We start from the raw sequence: 19,333 nt of genomic DNA, 5'->3' as shown, positions 1-19,333 counted from the left end.
AGGCTACGGGCCGCCCCAGCGCCACTCCGAGCCTAAATCCGTCAAACATTCCGACACGACCGCGTAAGCCGGCGACAAAACAAATAATTGCCCAGTCTCGAAGCGTAATCCGGGAATCGGGATTGCGGACCTAAACCCGGATTTCGCTCCGCTCCATCCAGGCTACAGAAGTCGCACCTTCGTCAATGCTTCTGCCCGTACAACACCGGCACCGCCGAATCCACGATGACCTCGACGAGGCTCGTGCCGGCGAACGCCATCCCCCGCTTGAGCGCCTCGCTGAGTTCCGCCGCCTTGCTCACCCGCACTGCATGGCACCCCATGCCTTCGGCGAGCCGCACGAAATCGATCCCCGGCAGCTCGAGCCCGGGCACGTTTCGCACCTGCATCACCTGGCTGAATGAGCGCATCGCGCCGTAGCCGGAATTGTTGATGACGACGATGGTCAGGGGCAGTTTTCGTTGCGCGGCGGTCCACAGCGCCTGGATCGAGTACATCGCCGAGCCATCGCCGATCAGGCACACCGTGCGGCTCTTCGGCTTGCCGAGCGCCATGCCGACCGCGGCGGGCAGCGAGTAGCCGAGGCCGCCGCTCGCCATGGTATAAAAGCTGTCCTGGCCGCGCATCGGCATGAATTTTTGCATCGCCGGCCGGTGCGAGGGGACTTCCTCGACGAGCGACGCGCCGTCCGGCATCGCCTGCGACAGCGAATACAGCAGAAATTCGACCGGAAGCGGATCGGCAGCTTGTGGCGCCGGCGGCAGCGCGCGGCCCCTTGGCGCCGCGCGTTTGCTCTCCGGCAGGAGGTCGAGCAGCAGGGCGAGCGCGGGTTTCATCGTCGCGACGATGCTGGTGCCGACCGGCGTCACCGCAGCGGCATCCGGATCATCGGTGATCTGGAAGATCGTCGCGCCGCCGTCGAAGATCGCGGCATGGCCCTCGACGTGGAAGGTGAACACCGGCGCGCCGACCACGATGACGAGATCGTGCTCGCGCAGCGCATCGGACAGCTGCGCCGGCGAAGCGTGCAGGAAGCCGGCGAACTGCGGATGACGTTCGGGGAACGAGCAGCGCGCCGAGAACGGGCTGACCCAGACGCTGGCCGTCGCCTTCTCGGCGACACGCACCATCAGGTCGACCGCCCCAGCGCGATCGACGCCGGGGCCGACAACGAGGGCAGGGTGCTTGCTCGCACCGAGCGCAGTGACCAGCGCCTTCATTGCGTCGGGCTCGGGCCCGATCTCGCGGCTGACCCTGCGCGCCTCGACCGGCGCGGTCGGATGCGCCCAGTCGTCGACCGGGATCGACACGAAGGTCGGCCCGCACGGCGGCTGCATCGCGGTGTAATAGGCGCGCGCGATCGCGGCCGGAACGTCCTCCGGCCGCGCCGGCTCGACGCTGTATTTGACGTAAGGCCGCGGAAACTCCGAGGCGCGCTCGGCATAGAGGAACGCTTGCAAGGGCAGGATCGAGCGCGCCTGCTGGCCCGCGGTGATCACGAGCGGCGTCTGGTTGCGATGCGCGGTGTAGATGTTGCCGAGCGCGTTGCCGACGCCGGCGGCCGAATGCAGATTGACGAAGCCGGCATTGCGCGTCGCCTGCGCGTAGCCATCGGCCATGCCGACTGCGGAGGCTTCCTGCAGCGCCAGCACGTAGTCGATGTCGTCGGGCCAGTCGCTCAGGAACGGCAGCTCGGTTGAGCCGGGATTGCCGAACACCCTGTCGATGCTCAGGGAGCGCAGCAGGCCGATCGTTGCTTGCTTGACGGTGACGGATCTGCCGCCGCTCTTGCCGTTTTTTGCCATTTTTCGTTTCCTCTCAGATCCTCATCCTGAGGAGCGCGTCTTCGCGCGTCTCGAAGGATGAAGGCCCCGCCGGTGGCCTCGCCCTTCGAGACGCGCGCGAAGGGCGCGCTCCTCAGGGTGAGGGTCTACATCTTCGCTGCGCTCGCAATGACGAGGAGGCACCGGTGGCTCACCACACCGCGGTGCCCTTCATCGTCGGCTGTCCCTCCGCATTCGCGGTCCACAGCTCCATGCCCGCCTCGGTCTCGTTGGCGTTGATGGAAAACTCCGTGCCCTCGAACAGCGGCTGCACCCCGCGATAAGTGAACTTCCTCGGCGGCTTGCCGCCGTGCAGCTTTGCGGCCATTTCGATGATGAACGCCGCCTGGAGTGGCCCGTGGAAGATCAGGCCCGGATAGCCCTCGACCTGGGTGACGTAGTCGCGGTCGTAATGGATACGGTGGCCGTTGAAAGTCAGTGCGGAGTAGCGGAACAGCAGCACGGGATCGGAGGCGTGGGTCTCGCGGTGCTGCGCCTTCTTCGGCGGCGGAGGCGGGGCCTTGGCCGAAGCCGCCTGTGCGGTCGTCATTTCGCGATAGACGATGTCCTGCCGCTCGCGGATGGCGACGCCGCGCGGCGAGGAGATGCTGTGCTCGACCGAGACGAAGCACAGCGTGCCCGTCGAGCCGGTCTTCACCTGCACGTCGGCGATGCGCGAGGTCCGGGTCGATTCATCGCCGACGCGCAAGGGCTGCAGGAACTCGATCTCGCCGCCGGCCCACATCCGGCGTGGCAGCGGCACCGGCGGCAGGAAGCCGCCGCGGGTCGGGTGGCCGTCGGGTCCGAGCATCGCCATCGGAAACACCGGCTGCGCCAGGCACCAGTGTACCGTGAACGGCGCCGCGTCGCCCGTCTTGGGCTCGCCGACCTCCTGGAACAGCGTCGCGCGCAGACCCATGACGAGCTGCGCTGTGACGATATCGGTGGCCTCCGTGCTACGGCCGATCCATTGCCTGAGATGGTCGATGTCGAGCTTCTCGGTCATGACGCCTCGCTCTGTTACGTCTTGGACTGGGGTCGTTCGCCGATCGCGGGCACAGCGCCATAGCTGCGGGTCTCACCAATGATGATCGGCGCCGGCGCGGGATAGCTGACACGTCCCTGCGGCGTATCCACCTCGATGCGGCGCAAATGTGGATGGTTGGTGAGGTCGGCCATGGTGTTGACCTCCGCAAACGCGATGTCGGCATCGGACAGCCGCTTCAGCAATTCGTCGCGCGTCATCTTGGCAAACGCATCCGCAACGGTCTTGTCGGTGAAGTCCCGATTGCGCACGCGCTCGACCATGTTGGCGACGCGCGGATCGGCCGGCAAACCGGGCTGGTCCAGCACCTCGGCGCAGAGTGTCTTCCACTCGCGCTCGCTCTGGATCGAGATCAAAATGTCCTTGCCGTCCTTCGAGGTGAACACGCCATAGGGCGCGATCGAGGGATGTCGGAGACCCATGCGCTTGGGCGGATTGCCGGCCTCGGAGTTGAGCAGCGGCACGGTGCACCAATCCGCCATCACGTCGAACATGGAGATCCGGATGTCGGCGCCCTTGCCGGTGCGCCCGCGCGCGATCAGCGCTTCCAGGATCGCCGCATGTGCGGTCGCGCCGGTCGCGACGTCGACAATGGACATGCCGACGCGCGAGGCGCCATCGGGATTGCCGGTGATCGAGGCAAGCCCGCTCTCGGCCTGGATCAGCAGATCATAGGCCTTGCGATGGGCGTAAGGACCGTCGTCGCCATAGCCGGTGATCGTGCAGGAGATCAGCTTTGGATAGTCCTTCAACAGCCGCTCGCGCGAGAAGCCGAGCTTGTCCATCGAACCCGGCTTGAGATTCTGGATCAGCACGTCGGCGCTCGCGATCAGCCTCTCCAGCTCGCCGCAGCCTGCTTTCGTGGCGAGATCGACCACCGCCGATTGCTTGCCGCGGTTGAGCCAGACGAAGTAGCTGCTCTGGCCCCTGGCCGCCGCGTCATAGCCGCGGGCGAAATCGCCCTCGGGCCGTTCGATCTTGATGACCTCCGCGCCGGCATCCGCCAGCCGCGACGAACAGAACGGTGCGGCGACCGCCTGCTCGACCGCAATCACCCTGATCCCGTCAAGTGCTCCCATGGTGCGGCCTCAGTACGAGCGGGGCATGCCGAGCACATGCTCGGCGATGAAGGAGAGCACGAGGTTGGTCGAGATCGGCGCCACCTGGTAGAGCCGCGTCTCGCGGAATTTGCGCTCGACGTCGTATTCCTCGGCGAAGCCGAAGCCGCCATGGGTCTGGATGCAGGCATTGGCCGCTTCCCAGGACGCATCCGCTGCGAGCATTTTGGCCATGTTGGCCTCCGCGCCGCAATTGAGCCCGGCCTCGTATTTGCGGGTCGCCTCCTTCACCATCAGCTCGGCCGCGCGCATTGACGCGTAGGCCTTAGCGATCGGAAACTGGATGCCTTGATTTTGGCCGATCGGCCGGCCGAACACCGCGCGCTCCTTGGCGTAGTTCGTGGCCTTCGCAATGAACCATTTGGCGTCGCCGACGCATTCGGCTGCGATCAGGATGCGCTCGGCATTCATGCCGGAGAGGATGTAGCGAAAACCCTTGCCTTCCTCGCCGATCAGGTTCTCCGCCGGCACCTTCATGTCGGTAAAGAATACTTCGGTGGTGGCGTGGTTCATCATGGTGCGGATCGGGCGGATCTCCAGGCCGTTGTTTTTCGCCTCGCGCATGTCGACGATGAAGACCGAGAGACCATCCGTGCGCTTCTTGACCTCGTCCTTCGGCGTGGTGCGCGCCAGCAGGAGCATCAGGTCGGAATGCTCGGCACGGCTGGTCCAGATCTTCTGGCCGTTGACGATGTAGCCGGCATTGCCGTCCTTGCGCGCAAAGGTCTTCAGCGAGGTCGTGTCAGTGCCGCTGGTCGGCTCCGTGACGCCGAAGGCCTGCAGGCGCAATTCGCCGCTTGCGATCTTCGGCAGATAGTTTGCCTTCTGCTCGTCATTGCCGTGCCGCAGCACGGTGCCCATCGTATACATCTGGGCGTGGCAGCCGCCGCCGTTGCAGCCAGCGCGCTGGATCTCTTCGAGGATCGCGGCAGCCGCTGAAAGCTTGAGCCCCGCGCCGCCATATTCCTCGGGGATCAGTACCGAGAGATAGCCCGCCTGCGTCAATGCGTCGACGAAGGCCGTGGGATAGCCCATCCCGCGATCGAGCTTGCGCCAGTATTCACCGGGAAACTGCGCGCAGAGCTTGGCGACGGCTTCGCGGATGTCGGCGTGATCTTCGGTGTGGTGTTCTTCGTGCTTCTCTTGGCTCATGGCGTTTTCCATTGGATGCGGCGGTTAAGATAACGCCGGCCAATCCCCTGGCGTTGTGAAAACAAGGCCAGCCCCCTATGCTCATTTGCTATAGCGTATGGAGTAGCCTTCCAGGATTGGCAAGCATGGATTTCCGTCAGCTCAGGACCTTCAGTTGCGTGGCGGAGCTCGGCAGCCTCTCCAAGGCGTCCGATACGTTGCGGGTGGCGCAGCCGGCGCTCAGCCGGCAGATCAAGCTGCTGGAACACGAGCTGCGCGTCGAGCTGTTCACGCGCAACGGCCGCGGCATGGTGCTGACCGACGCAGGCCGTCTCTTGCTGGCGCGGACCTCCGGCATCGTGCGGCAGATCGACCAGATCCGCGACGACATCCAGTCGGTCCAGGGGCCGCCCTCCGGCCAGGTCGTGCTCGGCCTGGTTCCGACCGTGAGCTGCGTGCTGTCGGCGCGCTTCGCGCGGCGCTGCGTCGAAAAGTTTCCCGGCATTTCGCTGCGCATCGTCGAGAGCTACAGCGGCCATCTGGTCGAATGGCTGCATCGCGGCGAGATGGATCTCGCGATCCTTTACGGCCGTTCGGCCGATCTGCATCTCAACGTCGAGAGCCTTGGATGCGACAACATCGTTGCGGTCGGTCCGCGCGGCTGCGGTCTCGCGCGCAAGAAGAGCATCGAGATAGGCTGGTTGCTGCGGCAGCGGCTGGTGCTGCCCAGTCATTCCCACGGCCTCCGCGCCCTGATCGAGCACGCGGCGGCCCAGCGCAAGATCAAGCTCAATGTGCAACTCGAGGCGGATTCGTTCCGCGTGCTCACGAGTCTGGTCGAGGAAGGCCTCGGCTTCGCGCTGCTGCCGCCCTCGTCGGTCCTCGGCGAGGTCGCGGACGGGCGGCTGGAAACCGCGGTCGTTTCGAAGCCGATGACGCGCGAGCTCATTTTCGCTTCTCCGATCGACCGTCCGGCGTCGACGGCGTCGCTGGCCATTACGGCGCTTTTGCGCGAGGAGGTCGCCGCCTGCCGCAAGGAAGGGGTGTGGGACATCAAGTTGAGCTAGATGCTTTCAGTGCGGTTTAGGACAGAAGGCCGTGTGCGACCCATCGCATGTTGTGCGAGCTGTCATGCCGGAATTTTATATCCGCGCGAGAGGTGTTCATCCTCATCCTGAGGAGCGCGCCCTTGCGCGCGTCAAGGATGCAGGCCCCGCTCTCGGCCTCGCCCTTCGAGACGCCCGCTTCGCAGGCTCCTCAGGGTGAGGGGATAGAGTTGAACGCGCCGCAATGACGGCGTAGCCGCCTACCCCGGAATCCGCACCGGCAGCGACTCATATCCCTTGATGAAGCTCGAATAGATCCGCTTCGGCTCGCCGACCACCTCGATGCGGTCGAAGCGCTTCAGCATCTCCTCCCAGATGATCTTGAGCTGGAGCTCGGCGAGGCGCATGCCGACGCAGCGGTGGATGCCGAAGCCGAAGGAGAGGTGCGTGCGCGGCCGCGGGCGGTCGATGATGAAGTCGTTCGGCTTCTCGAACCTCTCCTCGTCGCGGTTGCCGGAGACGTACCACATCACGACTCGGTCGCCCTTCTTGATCTGCTTGCCGCCAAGCTCGGTGTCCTGGAGCGCGGTGCGCCGCATATGGGCGAGCGGTGTCTGCCAGCGGATCACCTCGGGCACCATGGAATCGATCAGCGCCGGATTCTTCCGCAGCATCTCGTACTGCTCCGGGTTCTCGTTCAGCGCCAGCACCGAGCCGCTCATGGTGTTGCGCGTGGTGTCGTTGCCGCCGACGATGAGCAGGATGATGTTGCCCATGAGATTGTCGGGGTCCATGAAGCGCGTAGCATCGTTATGCGCCATCAGCGACAGCAGATCGTTGCGCGGCTCAGAATTGACGCGCTCGTTCCACAGCTTGGACATGTAGGCGTAGCACTCGTCCATCTCGCGGCGGCGCTCTTCGGCCGACGCAACGATGCCGCTCTTGGGCAGCGCTGTGGAGACATCCGACCAGCGCGTCAGCTTGCGCCGTTCCTCCCAGGGAAAATCGAACAGGGTCGCCAGCATCTGCGTCGTCAGCTCGATCGAGACGCGCTCGACGAAGTTGAAGGTCTCGTTGCGCGGCAGGTTGTCGAGCACGGTCTGCGAGCGCTGGCGGATCAGCTTGGCCAGCTCGTCCAGATGCGCTGGCGTGAACATCGGCGACACCGTCTTGCGCTGCGACGAATGACGCGGCTGGTCCATCGCGATGAAGCTCGGCCAATCATAACCTTCCGGCACGTCGCGGATCGAGATGCCGCCGAGCGTGGAGTCCGACGAGTAGAGGCCGTGATTGGTGTCGACATGCATGATGTCGTCGTATTTCACCACCGACCAGTACGGGTCGATCGGCGCGTTGGTGCAGTAATGCACCGGCTCTTCCTTGCGCAACCGCTCGAACCACGGCCACAAAGTGTCGTCCTGGAACAGCCTGGGCGCACCGGGGTGGAATTGCGCCAGCGGCGTCGCATAGGCCTCCTCGCGGGCCCTGCGCATGCGTTCGGCCTTGTCCACTTTAACCGACGCTTGCATGTTCATGGTGGTGGCTCCAGTTGGTTTTCTAGCCTCTCCCGCTTGCGGGAGAGGCATAGGCCGCCTCTGGCGGCCGTCTCCTTAATGACGCCGAGGCCAAGCCTCGGCTATGGCGTAGCGCCGGGTGAGGGCTCGTTCCTCTTGGGGGTTCTCGCCCGCGGAGATACCCCCACCCCAGCCCTCCCCCGCAAGCGGGAGAGGGGGCGCATTATCCTCGTGGATGTAGCTCGAACTCACGCCGTAATCTTCACCGGCAAGGTTTCAAGTCCCTTCACGAAACTCGAATAGACGCGCTTGGGTTCGCCGACGACATCGATATGGTCGAAGCGCTTCAGGACCTCTTCCCAGATGATCTTGAGCTGGAGTTCGGCAAGCCGCAAGCCCACGCAGCGGTGGATGCCGAAGCCGAAGGAGAGATGCGTGCGCGGGCGGGCGCGGTCGATGATGAAATCGTAGGGCTTTTCGATCGCGTCGGCGTCGCGATTGCCCGAGACGTACCACATCACGACCTTGTCACCCTTCTTGATCTGCTTGCCCCGGAACTCGAAGTCGGCAAGTGCGGTGCGGCGCATATGCGCCAGCGGCGTCTGCCAGCGGATTACCTCCGGCACGAAGCTGTCGAGCAGGCCGGGATTTTCGCGCAGCTTACGATACTGCTCCGGATGCTGGCTCAGTGCGTAGATCGAACCCGACATGGTATTGCGGGTGGTGTCGTTGCCGCCGACGATCAAAAGGATGAGATTGCCAAGGAAGTTTTTCGCATCCATGTCGCGCGTCGCGGCGCCATGCGCCATCATGGAGAGCAGGTCGCTCTTCGGCGGCTGCTCGATGCGCTCCTTCCACAGCCGCGCAAAATAGCCGGCGCATTCGGTCAGCTCGGCCTGCCGCTCGTCTTCGGTGGCGACAAGGCCGTCGGGGCCGGGAATGGTGGTGGCGATGTCCGACCAGCGCGTCAGCTTGCGGCGATCCTCCCAGGGAAAATCGAACAGCACCGCGAGCATCTGCGTGGTGAGCTCGATCGAGACGCGGTCGACCCAGTCGAATACTTCGCCGCGGGGCAGATTGTCGAGGCATTCGGCGGAGCGCTCGCGGATGCTGAGGGCGAGATTGTCCAGATGCGTCGGGGTGAACATCGGCGCCACAGTCTTGCGCTGGGCCGCATGGCGCGGCGGATCCATCGAGATGAAGCTCTCACGGCGCAAATCCGGATCGATATCGCGGATGGTGATGCCGCCGAGCGAGGAGGCCGAGGAGAACACCGAATGGTTGGTCTCGATCTCCATGATGTCGTTATATCGGGTCACCGACCAGTACGGTCCGAACATCGAGTCCTTGCAATAGTGCACGGGATCTTCGCGGCGCAGGCGATCGAAATAGGGCCAGAACGTATCGGTCCTGAACAATTCAGGATCGCCTGGATCGAACTGCTCCAGCGGCAGCGACGTGGCGCGTGCGCGCAATGCGTCGAGCTTTGCCGCGCTTTCGATGGTCCCGTGCATGACCTTCTCCCTGACATGAACCGCGCGTTCTCGTTGAATTCTGCGCTGCGGTATTTGACTTGCAATTACAGCCCGTTGTCTGCGCCGGAGCAAGGGCGAGTTTTGCCACATCCAACCTTTGCGAGAGGATTGAACGGCCGTCACGCAGATGTGTCAGCGTGATCTCCCGCACGTGGTTTGACCGGCAATGGTGTGAGAAATCGGCCGAACCTGAGTAAAATCGAACCCGGTCATCTTGGGGATCGACCAATCTCTGATCTATAGTTTGATCGAACCAGGTCCGCACCCGAAGGTTGCCGCCGTGAACGATTTGCAATGGGCTCCCATCGGCCCGCCCCAACCGATCCCGCCGCCGCTGCCGCCCGCGCGCGTCGATTTCTCCGGCGACCGCAGCGAGTTCCGCAAGTTGGTCACCGAGGGGGCGATGCTCGAGCTCGTCACCTTCGGCTTCTACCGGTTCTGGCTGGTGACCGACATCCGCCGTCATTTGTGGTCGAACACCGCGATCGACGGCGATGCCGTTGAATATACCGGCCGGGCTAAGGAACTGCTGATCGGCTTCCTGTTCGCGCTCGCGATCCTGGTGCCGATCTATCTCGCCTATTTCCTGGTCGGCATCGAGTTCGAACGCTGGCAGGGGTTTGCCTCGACGCCGCTGTTCATCAGCTTCTACGCCTTCGGCCAGTTCGCGATTTTTCGCGCGCGGCGCTATCGCCTGACCCGCACGGTCTGGCGCGGCGTCCGCTGCTGGATGGACGGATCGGGCTCGGCCTATTCGGTCCGCGCCATGCTGTGGGGCTTGCTGGTGTTTCTCACTCTCGGCCTGGCGCTGCCCTGGCGCGAGGCCTCGCTCGAACGCTACAAGATGCAGCACACCCATTTCGGCGGTTTGCGCGGCGACTTCGAAGCCGACGGCTGGACGTTCTTCAAGCGCGGCTGGTGGCTGTGGCTCCTCAGCCCGATCGCGCTGATCATCTTCCCGCTCGCGCCGTTCTTCTATGCCCAGTTCAAGGCGCGCGAGTGGCGCTGGTGGCTCGACGGCATCCGCATCGGCGGCGTGAGCCTGTCCTCCAATTTGCCGACCAACGCGTTCCACGGGCTGTACTGGAAAGCGATCGGCTGGTGGCTGCTGCTCAGCGTGCTGTTCGGGCTTTACGTCGCCGGTGCTGCCGGACTGGTCGCTGCGGCAGGCGTGTCCATCGTCGGACCCGATGCAATCGCACGGAGTATTCCTCTTTTATCCATGATGGTGATCGGCTATTTCGCCCTGGCACTCGCGTTGAATGTCGTCATGCGCATGTATCTCCAGCACGACATCTGGGTGACGGTGCTGGAAACGCTCGAGGTGCACAATATCGCGGCCGCGGCGGATGTGCGCGGCAGTGGCGAGCTTGCCAGCGCGCTCGGCGAAGGTTTTGCCGACGGACTCGATGTCGCGGGATTTTGAGCTGTGAGTGATGTGTCCACCGAGGCTCCGGCGCAGTCCGCAAAGCGGACGGTCTTCTTCGACGGCGTGTCGAGCCGCAGGCGGCAGGTGATGCTGAGGCTCGGTGATGCGCTCGAGATCGGCGAGGAGGGCGGAACGCCCGTTCGCTGGGCCTATGCAGACATCCGCCGCGCCGACAGCCCGGCCGGCATCTTGCGGCTCGCCTGCATGTCCGCGCCGCCGCTGGCGCGGCTCGAGATCCGCGAGGTCGCGCTGGCGGCCGAGGTGACCGCGCATTGCCCAGGTCTCGACGAGCACCAGACCACGCGCCGCGGTGTCGCCAAGATCGTCGGCTGGTCGGTGGCTGCCGCCGTCTCCATCGTCTGCGTGGTCCTGTTCGGCGTGCCGCTCGCCGCCGATCGTCTTGCGCCGCTGGTGCCGAAGCCGGTCGAACGGCGCATCGGCGATGCCGCCGAGGTCCAGGTGAAGACCATCTTCGGCCGCAGCGTGTGCGAAGATCCGGCGGGGAAGGCCGCCTTCACCAAGCTCGTCAACCGCCTGCGCGACGCCGCCGGCCTCGATGACGATACCATGACGGCGGGCGTGCTGCCGACCTCGGTGCCGAACGCGTTTGCGCTGCCGGGCGGCAAGGTCTTTGTGATGAAGGGCCTGCTCGACAAGGCTGAAAGCCCGGACGAACTCGCCGGCATCCCCGCCCACGAGCTCGGCCATCTCAAGCATCACGACAACATGCGCGGGCTCATCTATAACGGCGGCACCTCGTTCCTGATCGGCCTGTTGTTCGGCGACGTCACCGGCTCGAGCGCCGTGATCTTTGCCTCGCGCAGCGTGGTCGAGGCCTCCTATTCACGCGAGGCCGAGACCGGCGCCGACACGTTTGCGATCGAGATCATGCACGCGCTCGGCCGTTCGCCAAAACCCGCGGCCGAGTTGATGTTCCGCATCACCGGCAGGGAAGGCGGCTCCGGCTTCACCATTCTCGCCAGCCACCCGCTCACCGAGGACCGCCTCGCGCGCATGACCAAGGAGGATCGTCCGGCAAGCGGCCCGCCACTGCTGACGGATGCAGAATGGCAGGCCCTGAAGGGGATTTGCGGCAGCGGTAAGATCTAAAGCACGATGAGTCTTGGTTGCATCGCTGCGAGCCCAGAGCTCGAATCACCTCTCCCGCAGGGAGAGGTCGGATCGCATCGAAAGATGCGGTCCGGGTGAGGGGTTACAGTCTCACTGAACGCCGCGGCCCCTCACCCGGATTGCTTTGCAATCCGACCTCTCCCCGCTGGGGAGAGGTGAGCCATGGACAGCCGACCGAACCTAACATCATCGTGCTCTGAACTACCGCGTCCCGTAAGCTCGGTCGCCGGCATCGCCGAGGCCCGGGAGAATAAAACCGTTCTCGTCGAGGCCTTCATCCACCGCCGCCGTCCAGATCGGCACATCCGGGTGCAATCCGCGCAATCGTTCGAGCCCCTCGGGTGCGGCGATCAGGCAGGCGAGGCGAATATCCTTGGCGCCGCGTTCCTTCAGCCGGTCGATTGCGGCCACGGCCGTATTCGCGGTTGCCACCACCGGCGTCACCACGATCGCCAGCCGTTCGCTGAGATCTGACGGCGATTTGAAGAAGTACTCGACCGCCGAAAAACTGTGCGGCTCGCGGTAGAGGCCGATATGCGCGACGCGCGCGGTCGGAACCAGATCCATCATGCCGTCGACGAAAGTCGTGCCGGCGCGAAGCATGGGGACGAACACCAGCTTCTTGCCGGCAATCTTGGCCGAGTGCATCCGCGCCAGCGGCGTGTCGACGACGACGTCGGCGAGCGGCAGGTCGCGCGTCACCTCGTAGCACAGCAGCATGCCGATCTCCTTGATCAGCTCCCGGAACGATTTTGTCGAGATCGATTTGTCCCGCACCAGGGTCAGCTTGTGCTGCACCAGCGGATGATCGACGATCGTGACGCCTTGCATGATGGGATGCCTTTCTTCCTTCTCCCCTTGTGGGAGAAGGTGGCGCGAAGCGCCGGATGAGGGGTCGTTGCCGCGAACTCAAACGATCTGGATATTAAAACACCGTGCCGTCGCTGATCACCTTGAGCGGCGGCGCACCGTCGGGGCGGCGCGCGAAGGCGATGGCGCGGCCTGCGGCCCATGTACCGCCTTCCAGAATGCTGGCCAGCGGCAACGTCTCGGGCGTGCGGCCGAGTTTTGCACGAATGCGCTCCGCAAGCCGATCCAGCAGCGCGACGGTCAGTGCGCGCCACTCCACCACGAGCAGCGAGTCGACCGCGTGTGCACGCCCGGCGTCCGCGGCATCGCGCAGGCGCAGAACCTCGTGATCGACGAACAGGCCGCCATTGCGATATTCGGCAAGCCCGGTCAGTCCGTCGATGTCGGTGACATCAAATCCGGCGCGCTGGAGCGGTTCGATCAGCGAATAGCTCAGCCATTGCGACAGCTTGTGCAGGGGCACGAGGCCCGCCGTTTCGTCGTCCGTCTTGATGGCCGGATGGCGCCAGCAATCGCCGAGTGGAATCCCCGCAAGCGCGAGCCGAGAGGGCCAGATCGGCCCGAGCTGGTTCAGCACGGCGGACAGGATGGCAGGTGCGGGAAGCGCGCCGTTGTTCGCCTGCGCCGCGATGTGGTCGAACAGGCCGCCCGGCCGCGGCGTATCGTGCAAGCCGAAAATTTTCGCGCGCTCGCCTACCAGCTTGCCCAGACGGCGCAACAGATCGGTGCGTCCCTCAAGCCCGAGCAGCGGATTGGCATCGCTCACCTGAAACGCGGATGTGAGCGCGGCGAGCGGCAGCTTTGCGAGCACGTCCGCATCGACCCGGAACGGCGCGCGGGCCTCGCCGGAGAACAGGCCGTTCGCGAACATGTCGAGGCTTGCGATGGCAAGCCCCTCGGATCGGCCGATGCCATCACCCGTCACCGCGTCGCGATATCGCCAGGCAGCGCCGGCACCTGCATCAAGCAGTACGCTGACGATTGCGAGGTCGAACTCGGCGCGCGCCCGCGCGGCACGATCCGGCCACGAGGCCGCGTCCGCAAGCCGTGTCCAGCGGTCGACGCCGCCGAGCACAAAATGCCGCCAGCGCGCGTGGAAGGGAATCTCCAGTGTCGGATAGGCCCCGCGCGTCACCGCGACCACGGCCTCCGCCACGCCATCCATGCGGCCGAGGTCGATCGTGAAGTGCTGGAGCCCGCCAGCGAGGCCGATCTCGAGCATCTGCCCGGCCCGCGCGCGCACTGCTGATGCGGTGAGCAGCGAACGTGCATGCAGTTCCAAAGCGTCCGCCATCAATTGATCAATATTTTTCCAGCGAGCGGCCGACGGTGCCGATCAGATCCTCTGCCGCTGGAATCTCCTCGGAGTAATATCCGGCGGCCTTCTTCGCGGCGATCTCGACATAGGCATCGGCCGGAATCAGCTCCGGCGGGATCGGCACGCGTTCGACGATGTCGATGCCCTGCGAGGTCAACGCATCGTGTTTCATGTCGCTCATCGACAGGAAGCGGTCGATGCGCTTCAAGCCGAGCCAGTGGATCGTGTCCGGCATCAATTGCTGGAAGCGCGCGTCCTGGACGCCGGCGACGCATTCGGTGCGCTCGAAATAGGCGGCGGCTGCATCGCCGTCCTCCTGGCGCTTGCGGGCATTGTAGACCAGGAACTTGGTAACCTCGCCGAGCGCGCGGCCTTCCTTGCGGTTATAGATGACGAGCCCGAGCCCGTCCTCCTGCGCGCCACGCGCGGATTCCTCGATGCCGTGGATGAGATAGGGCCGGCAGGTGCAGATGTCGGAGCCGAACACGTCGGAGCCGTTGCACTCGTCATGCACGCGGCAGGTGATTTTTGTACGGTGGTCCGGCAGCTTGGTGACATCGCCGAACATGTACACGGTGGTGCCGCCGATCGGCGGCAGGAACACCTTCATGTCCGGCCGCGTCACCAGTTCGGGGAACATGCCGGCGGTCTGCTCGAACAGCGTGCGCCGCAGATCGGTCTCATTGGTGCCGAAGCGCGTCGCAAGGCCCGGCAGATACCAGACCGGGTCGATGGCGATCTTCACCACCGACACGCTGCCATTGGCGTGCACGACCTCGCCATCGGCGCGCAGCCGTTTTGCGGCCAGCGCCTCGCGGATCTCCGGCAGGTCGAGCCGCGCGCGGGTCACCGCGATGCTCGGCCTGATGTCCAGGCCTTCGGCGATCTCGGTGCGAAAATTCTCGGCGACCAGATGCCCCCACGGATCGAGCGCGACGATCTTGGCGGGATCGCTCCATTGCGGAAAAGGGCCAATGGTCGCCGCCGGAAAGGTGTTGGTGAGGTCGGGACGGCGGATCGGATCGAGCGCGCCGGCGGACACCGCGAGCGCCCGGTACATCGCGTAGGAGCCGCCATGGCTGCCGATGACGTTGCGATCCTGCGCACGCGACACCGTGCCGATGATCGGCCCGCGGGCGCGCGCATCCGCGGCGCCCCAGTGAATCGGAAAGGCGGCCTTTTTGCCCGGCTCCGGATGGGAGGTGAGGCGGATGTGGTCGGTACGGTTGGCGCGGCTCATGACCAAACTCCAAAAAGCCAACGGCCCGCCGCTCGGACGGGCCTGGCTCGGTCGCGCTGCCGGTACGGATCCACCGACGACGCGAGCTCAATCTGACATATTGTAGCGGCCAGCCGCGACAGACAAGTTAATCGTGATGCGCGAGCGGGGCCGTTCGAGCCGAATTTCCGTCCCCAGCGAGCCGGCAGAGCTCGCCTGAACGCAGCTCCCGAAGTCACGGTTCTGCCTGCGCGATCTCTCTAAGAGATTGAAATATTGTTGTTTTCTCCATTTCAAGGAGCGGCGCGTCGTTGGCGCGGAGGGCGTCAAGTTCTGGACAAGACGTATGGTCAGACCAATCGTATAGATCGCTCTTTGCCCTGGAGACCGCCATGCCTGCCGTCAGCTACGTCGATCCCCGCAACGGACAGCTCTATCCGCTCGACCAGCCGCGCTGGTGCTCGGACGAACGCACGCCGCTGCTGGTGACCCCGGGGCCGGGGCTGTCGCGCGAGGAGATCGAGCCCCGGACGCGGTCGCTCTGGCGCTACCGCGCGGCGCTGCCGGTGGATATCAAAAATCCGATCACGCTGGGCGAAGGCTGCACGCCACTGGTCGCGCAGGCCTGGGGTGACCTGCGCCCGCTGTTCAAGCTCGAATGGTTCAATCCGACCGGCAGCTTCAAGGACAGGGGCTCGGCGGTGATGCTGTCGTTCCTGCGGCAGATCGGCGTCGACGCCATTTTGGAGGACAGCTCCGGCAATGGCGGCTCGTCGATGGCCGGGCTCGGCGCCGCCGGCGGCATGCGTGTGAAGATACTGGCGCCGGCCTCGACGTCGCCGGCCAAGATCGCGCAGGTCCGCGCCTATGGCGCCGCGGTGCAGCTCGTTGAAGGCCCGCGTGAGGAATCGGAGGCCGAGGCCATCCGCCAGTCGCACAAGACTTTTTACGCCAGCCACAATTGGCAGCCCTTCTTTCTGGAAGGCACCAAGTCGCTGGCCTATGAGATCTGGGAAGACCTCGGTTTTCGCGCGCCCGACAACGTCATCGTCCCCGTCGGCGCCGGCAGCTCTCTGCTCGGCTGCGCCTTCGGCTTCCGCGAGTTGCTCAGGGTCGGCCAGATCGCAAAGCTGCCGCGCCTGTTCGCGGCGCAGCCGCAAAACTGCTCGCCGATCGATGCGAGTTTTCAGGCCGGCGTCGATACGCCGGTGCCGCGCGAGGTGCAAAAAACCATCGCCGAAGGTACCGCCATCAAGCATCCCCTGCGCCTGCGCGAGATCATCGCCGCCTTGCGCGAGAGCGGCGGCGGTACCGTTGCGCTCACCGAGCATGAGATCGTCGCCGCCCTGCGTCGTCTCGCACGGCAGGGCCTGTTCGCCGAGCCGACCAGCGCCAGCGCGGCCGCCGCGCTGGAAAAACTATCCGCTACCGGTGCCATCAAAGCGAAGGAGACCACGGTCGCAGTCCTCACCGGCACCGGCCTCAAGGCTGCGACCACCGTCGCGGATCTCGTGCAGTAGGGCTGGCGACCGCCGTTCTCATTGTGTTGAACCTTCCGCCACCTTCGCCAGCCTCATGAAGGCCGACCTCGCGCAAGGGAGAGTTCCATGACCGCACAAGACCCGTTTGCCGGTTTCAAGGCAGTCCAGAAGGAGGCCTGGTCGCTGTTCACGCCGATGGAGGTGTTCACGACACCATCGGCAGCCAGGCTCGTGAGTTTCGCCAGCGCTGCGCCCGGCCAAAGACTGCTCGACGTCGGATGCGGCACCGGCGTTGTTGCCATCACGGCGGCGCGTCGCGGTGCGAAAGTCAGAGGTCTCGACCTGTCGCCGGTCTTGATCGAGCGCGCCCGCGAGCACGCGCAGCTAGCGAACCTCGATGTCGACTTCGCCGACGGCGACGCCGAAAGCTTGCCCTACGGCGACAACGAGTTCGACCTGGTGCTCAGCCAGTTCGGTCACATGTTCGCACCCCGTCCGGAGGTTGCCATCGGCGAGATGCTGCGGGTGCTGAAGCCCGGCGGCACCATCGCCTTCTCCACCTGGCCGCCGCATCTCTATGTCGGACGGATGTTCGCGCTGATCGGCCGCCATCTGCCGCCGCCCGAGGGCGTCGCATCACCGGTGTCGTGGGGGGATCCGAAGATCGTCGTCGAGCGCCTCGCAGGGAAAGTGAAGGATATCGCCTTCGAGATGGACATCATGACGCCCTCTGCACTCAGCCCACAGCACTTCCGCCGAACCATGGAGACGACGATCGGGCCGCTGATCAAGCTCATTGCCCAGTACAAGGACGAGCCGGACAGGCTGAGGAGCTTCCGCGCAGAGTTCGAGGCGCTGATCTCGGAGTATTTCGATGGCGGCAACAACGTGATGCGCCAGCAATTCCTGATGACCAAGGCAAGGAAGATGTGAGGAGGCGACGATAAGCAGCCGCGATCGCGACTGCTTTTTCCTTCTCCCCTTGTGGGAGAAGGTGGATCGCCGCGCAGCGGCGAGACGGATGAGGGGTTCTGTCCGCATAACGGGTGTGAGATATGGATCGCGGATAGAACCCCTCATCCGGCGCTTCGCGCCACCTTCTCCCACAAGGGGAGAAGGAAGAACGCTTCACTCCTTCAGATCGTTCACGCGCTTCACCCAAATGCGCACATCGGTGAGCACGTCGGGCAGCACCGCCTTGACCTCCTGCACGGTCATGCCGGGCTTGATGCGGGGATCGTAAAGCAGGTTGAGGATGTACTGGTCGTAGACGTCGAAATAGCCCATCGACACATTGTCGTTGAACATGGTCCAGGGCACGCTGGTGGTGTCGTTGATCGGGCCGAGCGATTGCAGCAGCTCCTCATAGGCGCAGTCGAGGAAGACGAAATCGCCGTTGTCGACGGTGAGGATCGCGTCGGAATGCTCGATTTCGAAATTGTCGTTCTTGCGGAAGCCGGACAGGCATTGCGGATCGAGCGAGGTGCGGATCTCGCGCGCTTTCTCGGCGCCGTAGAAACTGGACATCGTGCGAAACAGGTCGCGGTCGCGCACGAGCTTCACCCGCACATTCGCCGCCTCGCTGGTGCTGGTCATGGCGATGTCGAGATGCTGCACGCGGGCGCCGATGTCGGCCACGATCTTGGCGAGCTGCGCCTTGCGGTCGGCGCGGTCGCTCTCGGCGTACACGCGCACCGGCCCGTCGAACCTGCGGATGCGGTCGACGCGGCCGGCGAGGTGGAATTCGGCGCCGATTGCGATCTTCAGAAAGCCCTCGACGATCTCGGCGTCGGTAAAGCTCTTCTTCTCGGCACGCTGGCGCGAGGCGATCGCGGGCAATTCGCCCGCGCCCGCGATGGTAGCGGTGTCAGGGGCGAACGCGAAGGTGGCGAGCACCAGCAGGGCGATGCGAAAGCCGGACGAAGGCGGGGCCAATGCGCTCATTGCTAGTCGACGCTGCCGCATTCGCCTCGCGCGCACAAGACCGCATATTCACGCGCCCTGCGGGTTCCCGCAGCTCGCCGACGGCTAGTTGTTCAGCACGACCACGGTGGTGCCGACCGAGACGCGGCCGTAGAGGTCGCTGACGTCCTCATTGGTCATGCGGAAGCAGCCCGAGGAGACCGCCTGGCCGATCGTCTCCGGCTCGTTGGAGCCGTGGATGCGGTAGAGCGTCGAGCCCAGATACATCGCGCGCGCGCCGAGCGGATTCTCGATGCCGCCCTTCATGTGGCGCGGCAGGTCCGGCCGGCGGGCCAGCATCTGCGACGGCGGCGTCCAGGCCGGCCACTCCTTCTTGGCGGTGATCCTGTGCACCCCGCCCCAGCGGAAGCCGTCGCGGCCGACGCCGATGCCGTAGCGCAAGGCCTGGCCGTTCTGGAGCACCAGATAGAGCCGCCGTTCGGTCGTGTTCACCACGATCGTGCCGGGTGCATAAGTGCCGTTGTAATTGACGGTGGTGCGGGGGATCGGGCTCGAGCCGCCGCGGAAGAAGTTCGGGCCGCCGCCCATGATGTCGCGCGAGTCGAACTCTTCGGCGAAGGCGCCGCCTGCCGTGGCCGACAGCAGTGCGATGGCGGCAATCGGCGCGGCAAAGAACCGGATCATTGTTTCCCCCACAAAAAATCGATTCAACGAAAGCCACAGGCCATATTTGCCGGCATTTCGCAAGCC

General features: G+C 64.8%; 16 protein-coding genes. 5 read left to right on the top strand and 11 right to left on the bottom strand.

All coding sequences use genetic code 11. The features are described from left to right. Positions 1 to 182: 182 nt before the first annotated feature. The 4 genes from mdlC to IVA80_RS19940 all read right to left on the bottom strand — a co-directional run bounded on the left by mdlC (position 183) and on the right by IVA80_RS19940 (position 5,138). A complete protein-coding gene (gene mdlC, locus IVA80_RS19955) occupies positions 183 to 1,805 on the bottom strand; it encodes a benzoylformate decarboxylase (RefSeq protein WP_247434035.1) in 1,623 nt (540 codons plus the stop codon). A 169-nt stretch (positions 1,806 to 1,974) separates the two neighbouring features. Then, complete coding sequence (locus IVA80_RS19950; RefSeq protein WP_247434032.1) at positions 1,975 to 2,829, bottom strand: MaoC family dehydratase N-terminal domain-containing protein; 855 nt, start codon at positions 2,827 to 2,829, stop codon at positions 1,975 to 1,977. A gap of 14 nt (positions 2,830 to 2,843) precedes the next feature. Then, positions 2,844 to 3,947 (bottom strand): CaiB/BaiF CoA-transferase family protein, encoded by a 1,104-nt coding sequence (locus IVA80_RS19945; RefSeq protein ID WP_247434029.1) that lies wholly within the window; start codon positions 3,945 to 3,947, stop codon positions 2,844 to 2,846. Positions 3,948 to 3,956: 9 nt separating this feature from the next. Beyond that, complete coding sequence (locus tag IVA80_RS19940) at positions 3,957 to 5,138, bottom strand: acyl-CoA dehydrogenase family protein (RefSeq protein WP_247434027.1); 1,182 nt, start codon at positions 5,136 to 5,138, stop codon at positions 3,957 to 3,959. Positions 5,139 to 5,263: 125 nt separating this feature from the next. Between IVA80_RS19940 and IVA80_RS19935 the strand changes: the two genes are divergently transcribed. Next, a complete protein-coding gene (locus IVA80_RS19935) occupies positions 5,264 to 6,184 on the top strand; it encodes a LysR substrate-binding domain-containing protein (RefSeq protein WP_247434022.1) in 921 nt (306 codons plus the stop codon). 239 nt (positions 6,185 to 6,423) lie between these two features. On the opposite strand, the gene IVA80_RS19930 is transcribed toward IVA80_RS19935, so the two are convergent. Beyond that, complete coding sequence (locus IVA80_RS19930; protein WP_247434017.1) at positions 6,424 to 7,698, bottom strand: cytochrome P450; 1,275 nt, start codon at positions 7,696 to 7,698, stop codon at positions 6,424 to 6,426. Between the two features lie 227 nt (positions 7,699 to 7,925). Beyond that, on the bottom strand, positions 7,926 to 9,191 hold the full coding sequence (locus IVA80_RS19925) for a cytochrome P450 (protein WP_247434015.1): 1,266 nt from the start codon (positions 9,189 to 9,191) through the stop codon (positions 7,926 to 7,928). Positions 9,192 to 9,492: 301 nt separating this feature from the next. Here IVA80_RS19925 and IVA80_RS19920 point away from each other — a divergent pair, with 301 nt between their 5' ends. Together IVA80_RS19920 and IVA80_RS19915 are read left to right on the top strand one after the other, a co-directional pair. After that, positions 9,493 to 10,638 carry a YjgN family protein gene (locus tag IVA80_RS19920; protein ID WP_247434012.1) on the top strand — a complete coding sequence of 382 codons (1,146 nt, stop codon included), beginning with the start codon at positions 9,493 to 9,495 and terminating at the stop codon, positions 10,636 to 10,638. 3 nt (positions 10,639 to 10,641) lie between these two features. After that, complete coding sequence (locus tag IVA80_RS19915; RefSeq protein WP_247434009.1) at positions 10,642 to 11,751, top strand: M48 family metallopeptidase; 1,110 nt, start codon at positions 10,642 to 10,644, stop codon at positions 11,749 to 11,751. Between the two features lie 222 nt (positions 11,752 to 11,973). Here the strand turns inward: IVA80_RS19915 and upp are convergent, their stop codons facing one another. The 3 genes from upp to IVA80_RS19900 all read right to left on the bottom strand — a co-directional run bounded on the left by upp (position 11,974) and on the right by IVA80_RS19900 (position 15,200). After that, the gene (gene upp, locus IVA80_RS19910; RefSeq protein ID WP_247434007.1) at positions 11,974 to 12,603 is read right to left on the bottom strand and encodes a uracil phosphoribosyltransferase; all 630 of its coding nucleotides are present in this window, start codon (positions 12,601 to 12,603) and stop codon (positions 11,974 to 11,976) included. A gap of 94 nt (positions 12,604 to 12,697) precedes the next feature. Further along, positions 12,698 to 13,936, bottom strand: coding sequence for a URC4/urg3 family protein (locus IVA80_RS19905; protein WP_247434004.1), 1,239 nt, complete (start codon positions 13,934 to 13,936; stop codon positions 12,698 to 12,700). Positions 13,937 to 13,943: 7 nt separating this feature from the next. Continuing rightward, positions 13,944 to 15,200, bottom strand: a complete 1,257-nt coding sequence (locus IVA80_RS19900; RefSeq protein WP_247434002.1) for a GTP cyclohydrolase II — start codon at positions 15,198 to 15,200, stop codon at positions 13,944 to 13,946. A gap of 371 nt (positions 15,201 to 15,571) precedes the next feature. Here IVA80_RS19900 and IVA80_RS19895 point away from each other — a divergent pair, with 371 nt between their 5' ends. Both IVA80_RS19895 and IVA80_RS19890 read left to right on the top strand, forming a co-directional pair. Next, positions 15,572 to 16,699, top strand: a complete 1,128-nt coding sequence (locus IVA80_RS19895; RefSeq protein ID WP_247433998.1) for a threonine synthase — start codon at positions 15,572 to 15,574, stop codon at positions 16,697 to 16,699. A gap of 87 nt (positions 16,700 to 16,786) precedes the next feature. Continuing rightward, on the top strand, positions 16,787 to 17,593 hold the full coding sequence (locus IVA80_RS19890) for a class I SAM-dependent methyltransferase (protein WP_247433995.1): 807 nt from the start codon (positions 16,787 to 16,789) through the stop codon (positions 17,591 to 17,593). 195 nt (positions 17,594 to 17,788) lie between these two features. Here IVA80_RS19890 and IVA80_RS19885 read toward each other — a convergent pair whose 3' ends face one another. Continuing rightward, on the bottom strand, positions 17,789 to 18,604 hold the full coding sequence (locus IVA80_RS19885) for a DUF2927 domain-containing protein (RefSeq protein WP_247433992.1): 816 nt from the start codon (positions 18,602 to 18,604) through the stop codon (positions 17,789 to 17,791). Positions 18,605 to 18,688: 84 nt separating this feature from the next. Beyond that, positions 18,689 to 19,267 (bottom strand): L,D-transpeptidase, encoded by a 579-nt coding sequence (locus tag IVA80_RS19880; RefSeq protein WP_247433989.1) that lies wholly within the window; start codon positions 19,265 to 19,267, stop codon positions 18,689 to 18,691. Positions 19,268 to 19,333: the final 66 nt, after the last annotated feature.

Origin of the sequence: Bradyrhizobium sp. 139 (assembly GCF_023074175.1) — a bacterium.
GTDB lineage: Bacteria > Pseudomonadota > Alphaproteobacteria > Rhizobiales > Xanthobacteraceae > Bradyrhizobium.
Note: the sequence above shows the minus strand (reverse complement) of the source record. Positions and strands in the feature narration are given on the sequence as shown.

Coding starts and splice junctions, on each gene's coding strand:
- mdlC (WP_247434035.1), bottom strand. CDS start 1,805: ATGGCAAAAAACGGCAAGAGCGGCGGCAGATCCGTCACCGTCAAGCAA.
- IVA80_RS19950 (WP_247434032.1), bottom strand. CDS start 2,829: ATGACCGAGAAGCTCGACATCGACCATCTCAGGCAATGGATCGGCCGT.
- IVA80_RS19945 (WP_247434029.1), bottom strand. CDS start 3,947: ATGGGAGCACTTGACGGGATCAGGGTGATTGCGGTCGAGCAGGCGGTC.
- IVA80_RS19940 (WP_247434027.1), bottom strand. CDS start 5,138: ATGAGCCAAGAGAAGCACGAAGAACACCACACCGAAGATCACGCCGAC.
- IVA80_RS19935 (WP_247434022.1), top strand. CDS start 5,264: ATGGATTTCCGTCAGCTCAGGACCTTCAGTTGCGTGGCGGAGCTCGGC.
- IVA80_RS19930 (WP_247434017.1), bottom strand. CDS start 7,698: ATGAACATGCAAGCGTCGGTTAAAGTGGACAAGGCCGAACGCATGCGC.
- IVA80_RS19925 (WP_247434015.1), bottom strand. CDS start 9,191: ATGCACGGGACCATCGAAAGCGCGGCAAAGCTCGACGCATTGCGCGCA.
- upp (WP_247434007.1), bottom strand. CDS start 12,603: ATGCAAGGCGTCACGATCGTCGATCATCCGCTGGTGCAGCACAAGCTG.
- IVA80_RS19905 (WP_247434004.1), bottom strand. CDS start 13,936: ATGGCGGACGCTTTGGAACTGCATGCACGTTCGCTGCTCACCGCATCA.
- IVA80_RS19900 (WP_247434002.1), bottom strand. CDS start 15,200: ATGAGCCGCGCCAACCGTACCGACCACATCCGCCTCACCTCCCATCCG.
- IVA80_RS19895 (WP_247433998.1), top strand. CDS start 15,572: ATGCCTGCCGTCAGCTACGTCGATCCCCGCAACGGACAGCTCTATCCG.
- IVA80_RS19890 (WP_247433995.1), top strand. CDS start 16,787: ATGACCGCACAAGACCCGTTTGCCGGTTTCAAGGCAGTCCAGAAGGAG.
- IVA80_RS19885 (WP_247433992.1), bottom strand. CDS start 18,604: ATGAGCGCATTGGCCCCGCCTTCGTCCGGCTTTCGCATCGCCCTGCTG.
- IVA80_RS19880 (WP_247433989.1), bottom strand. CDS start 19,267: ATGATCCGGTTCTTTGCCGCGCCGATTGCCGCCATCGCACTGCTGTCG.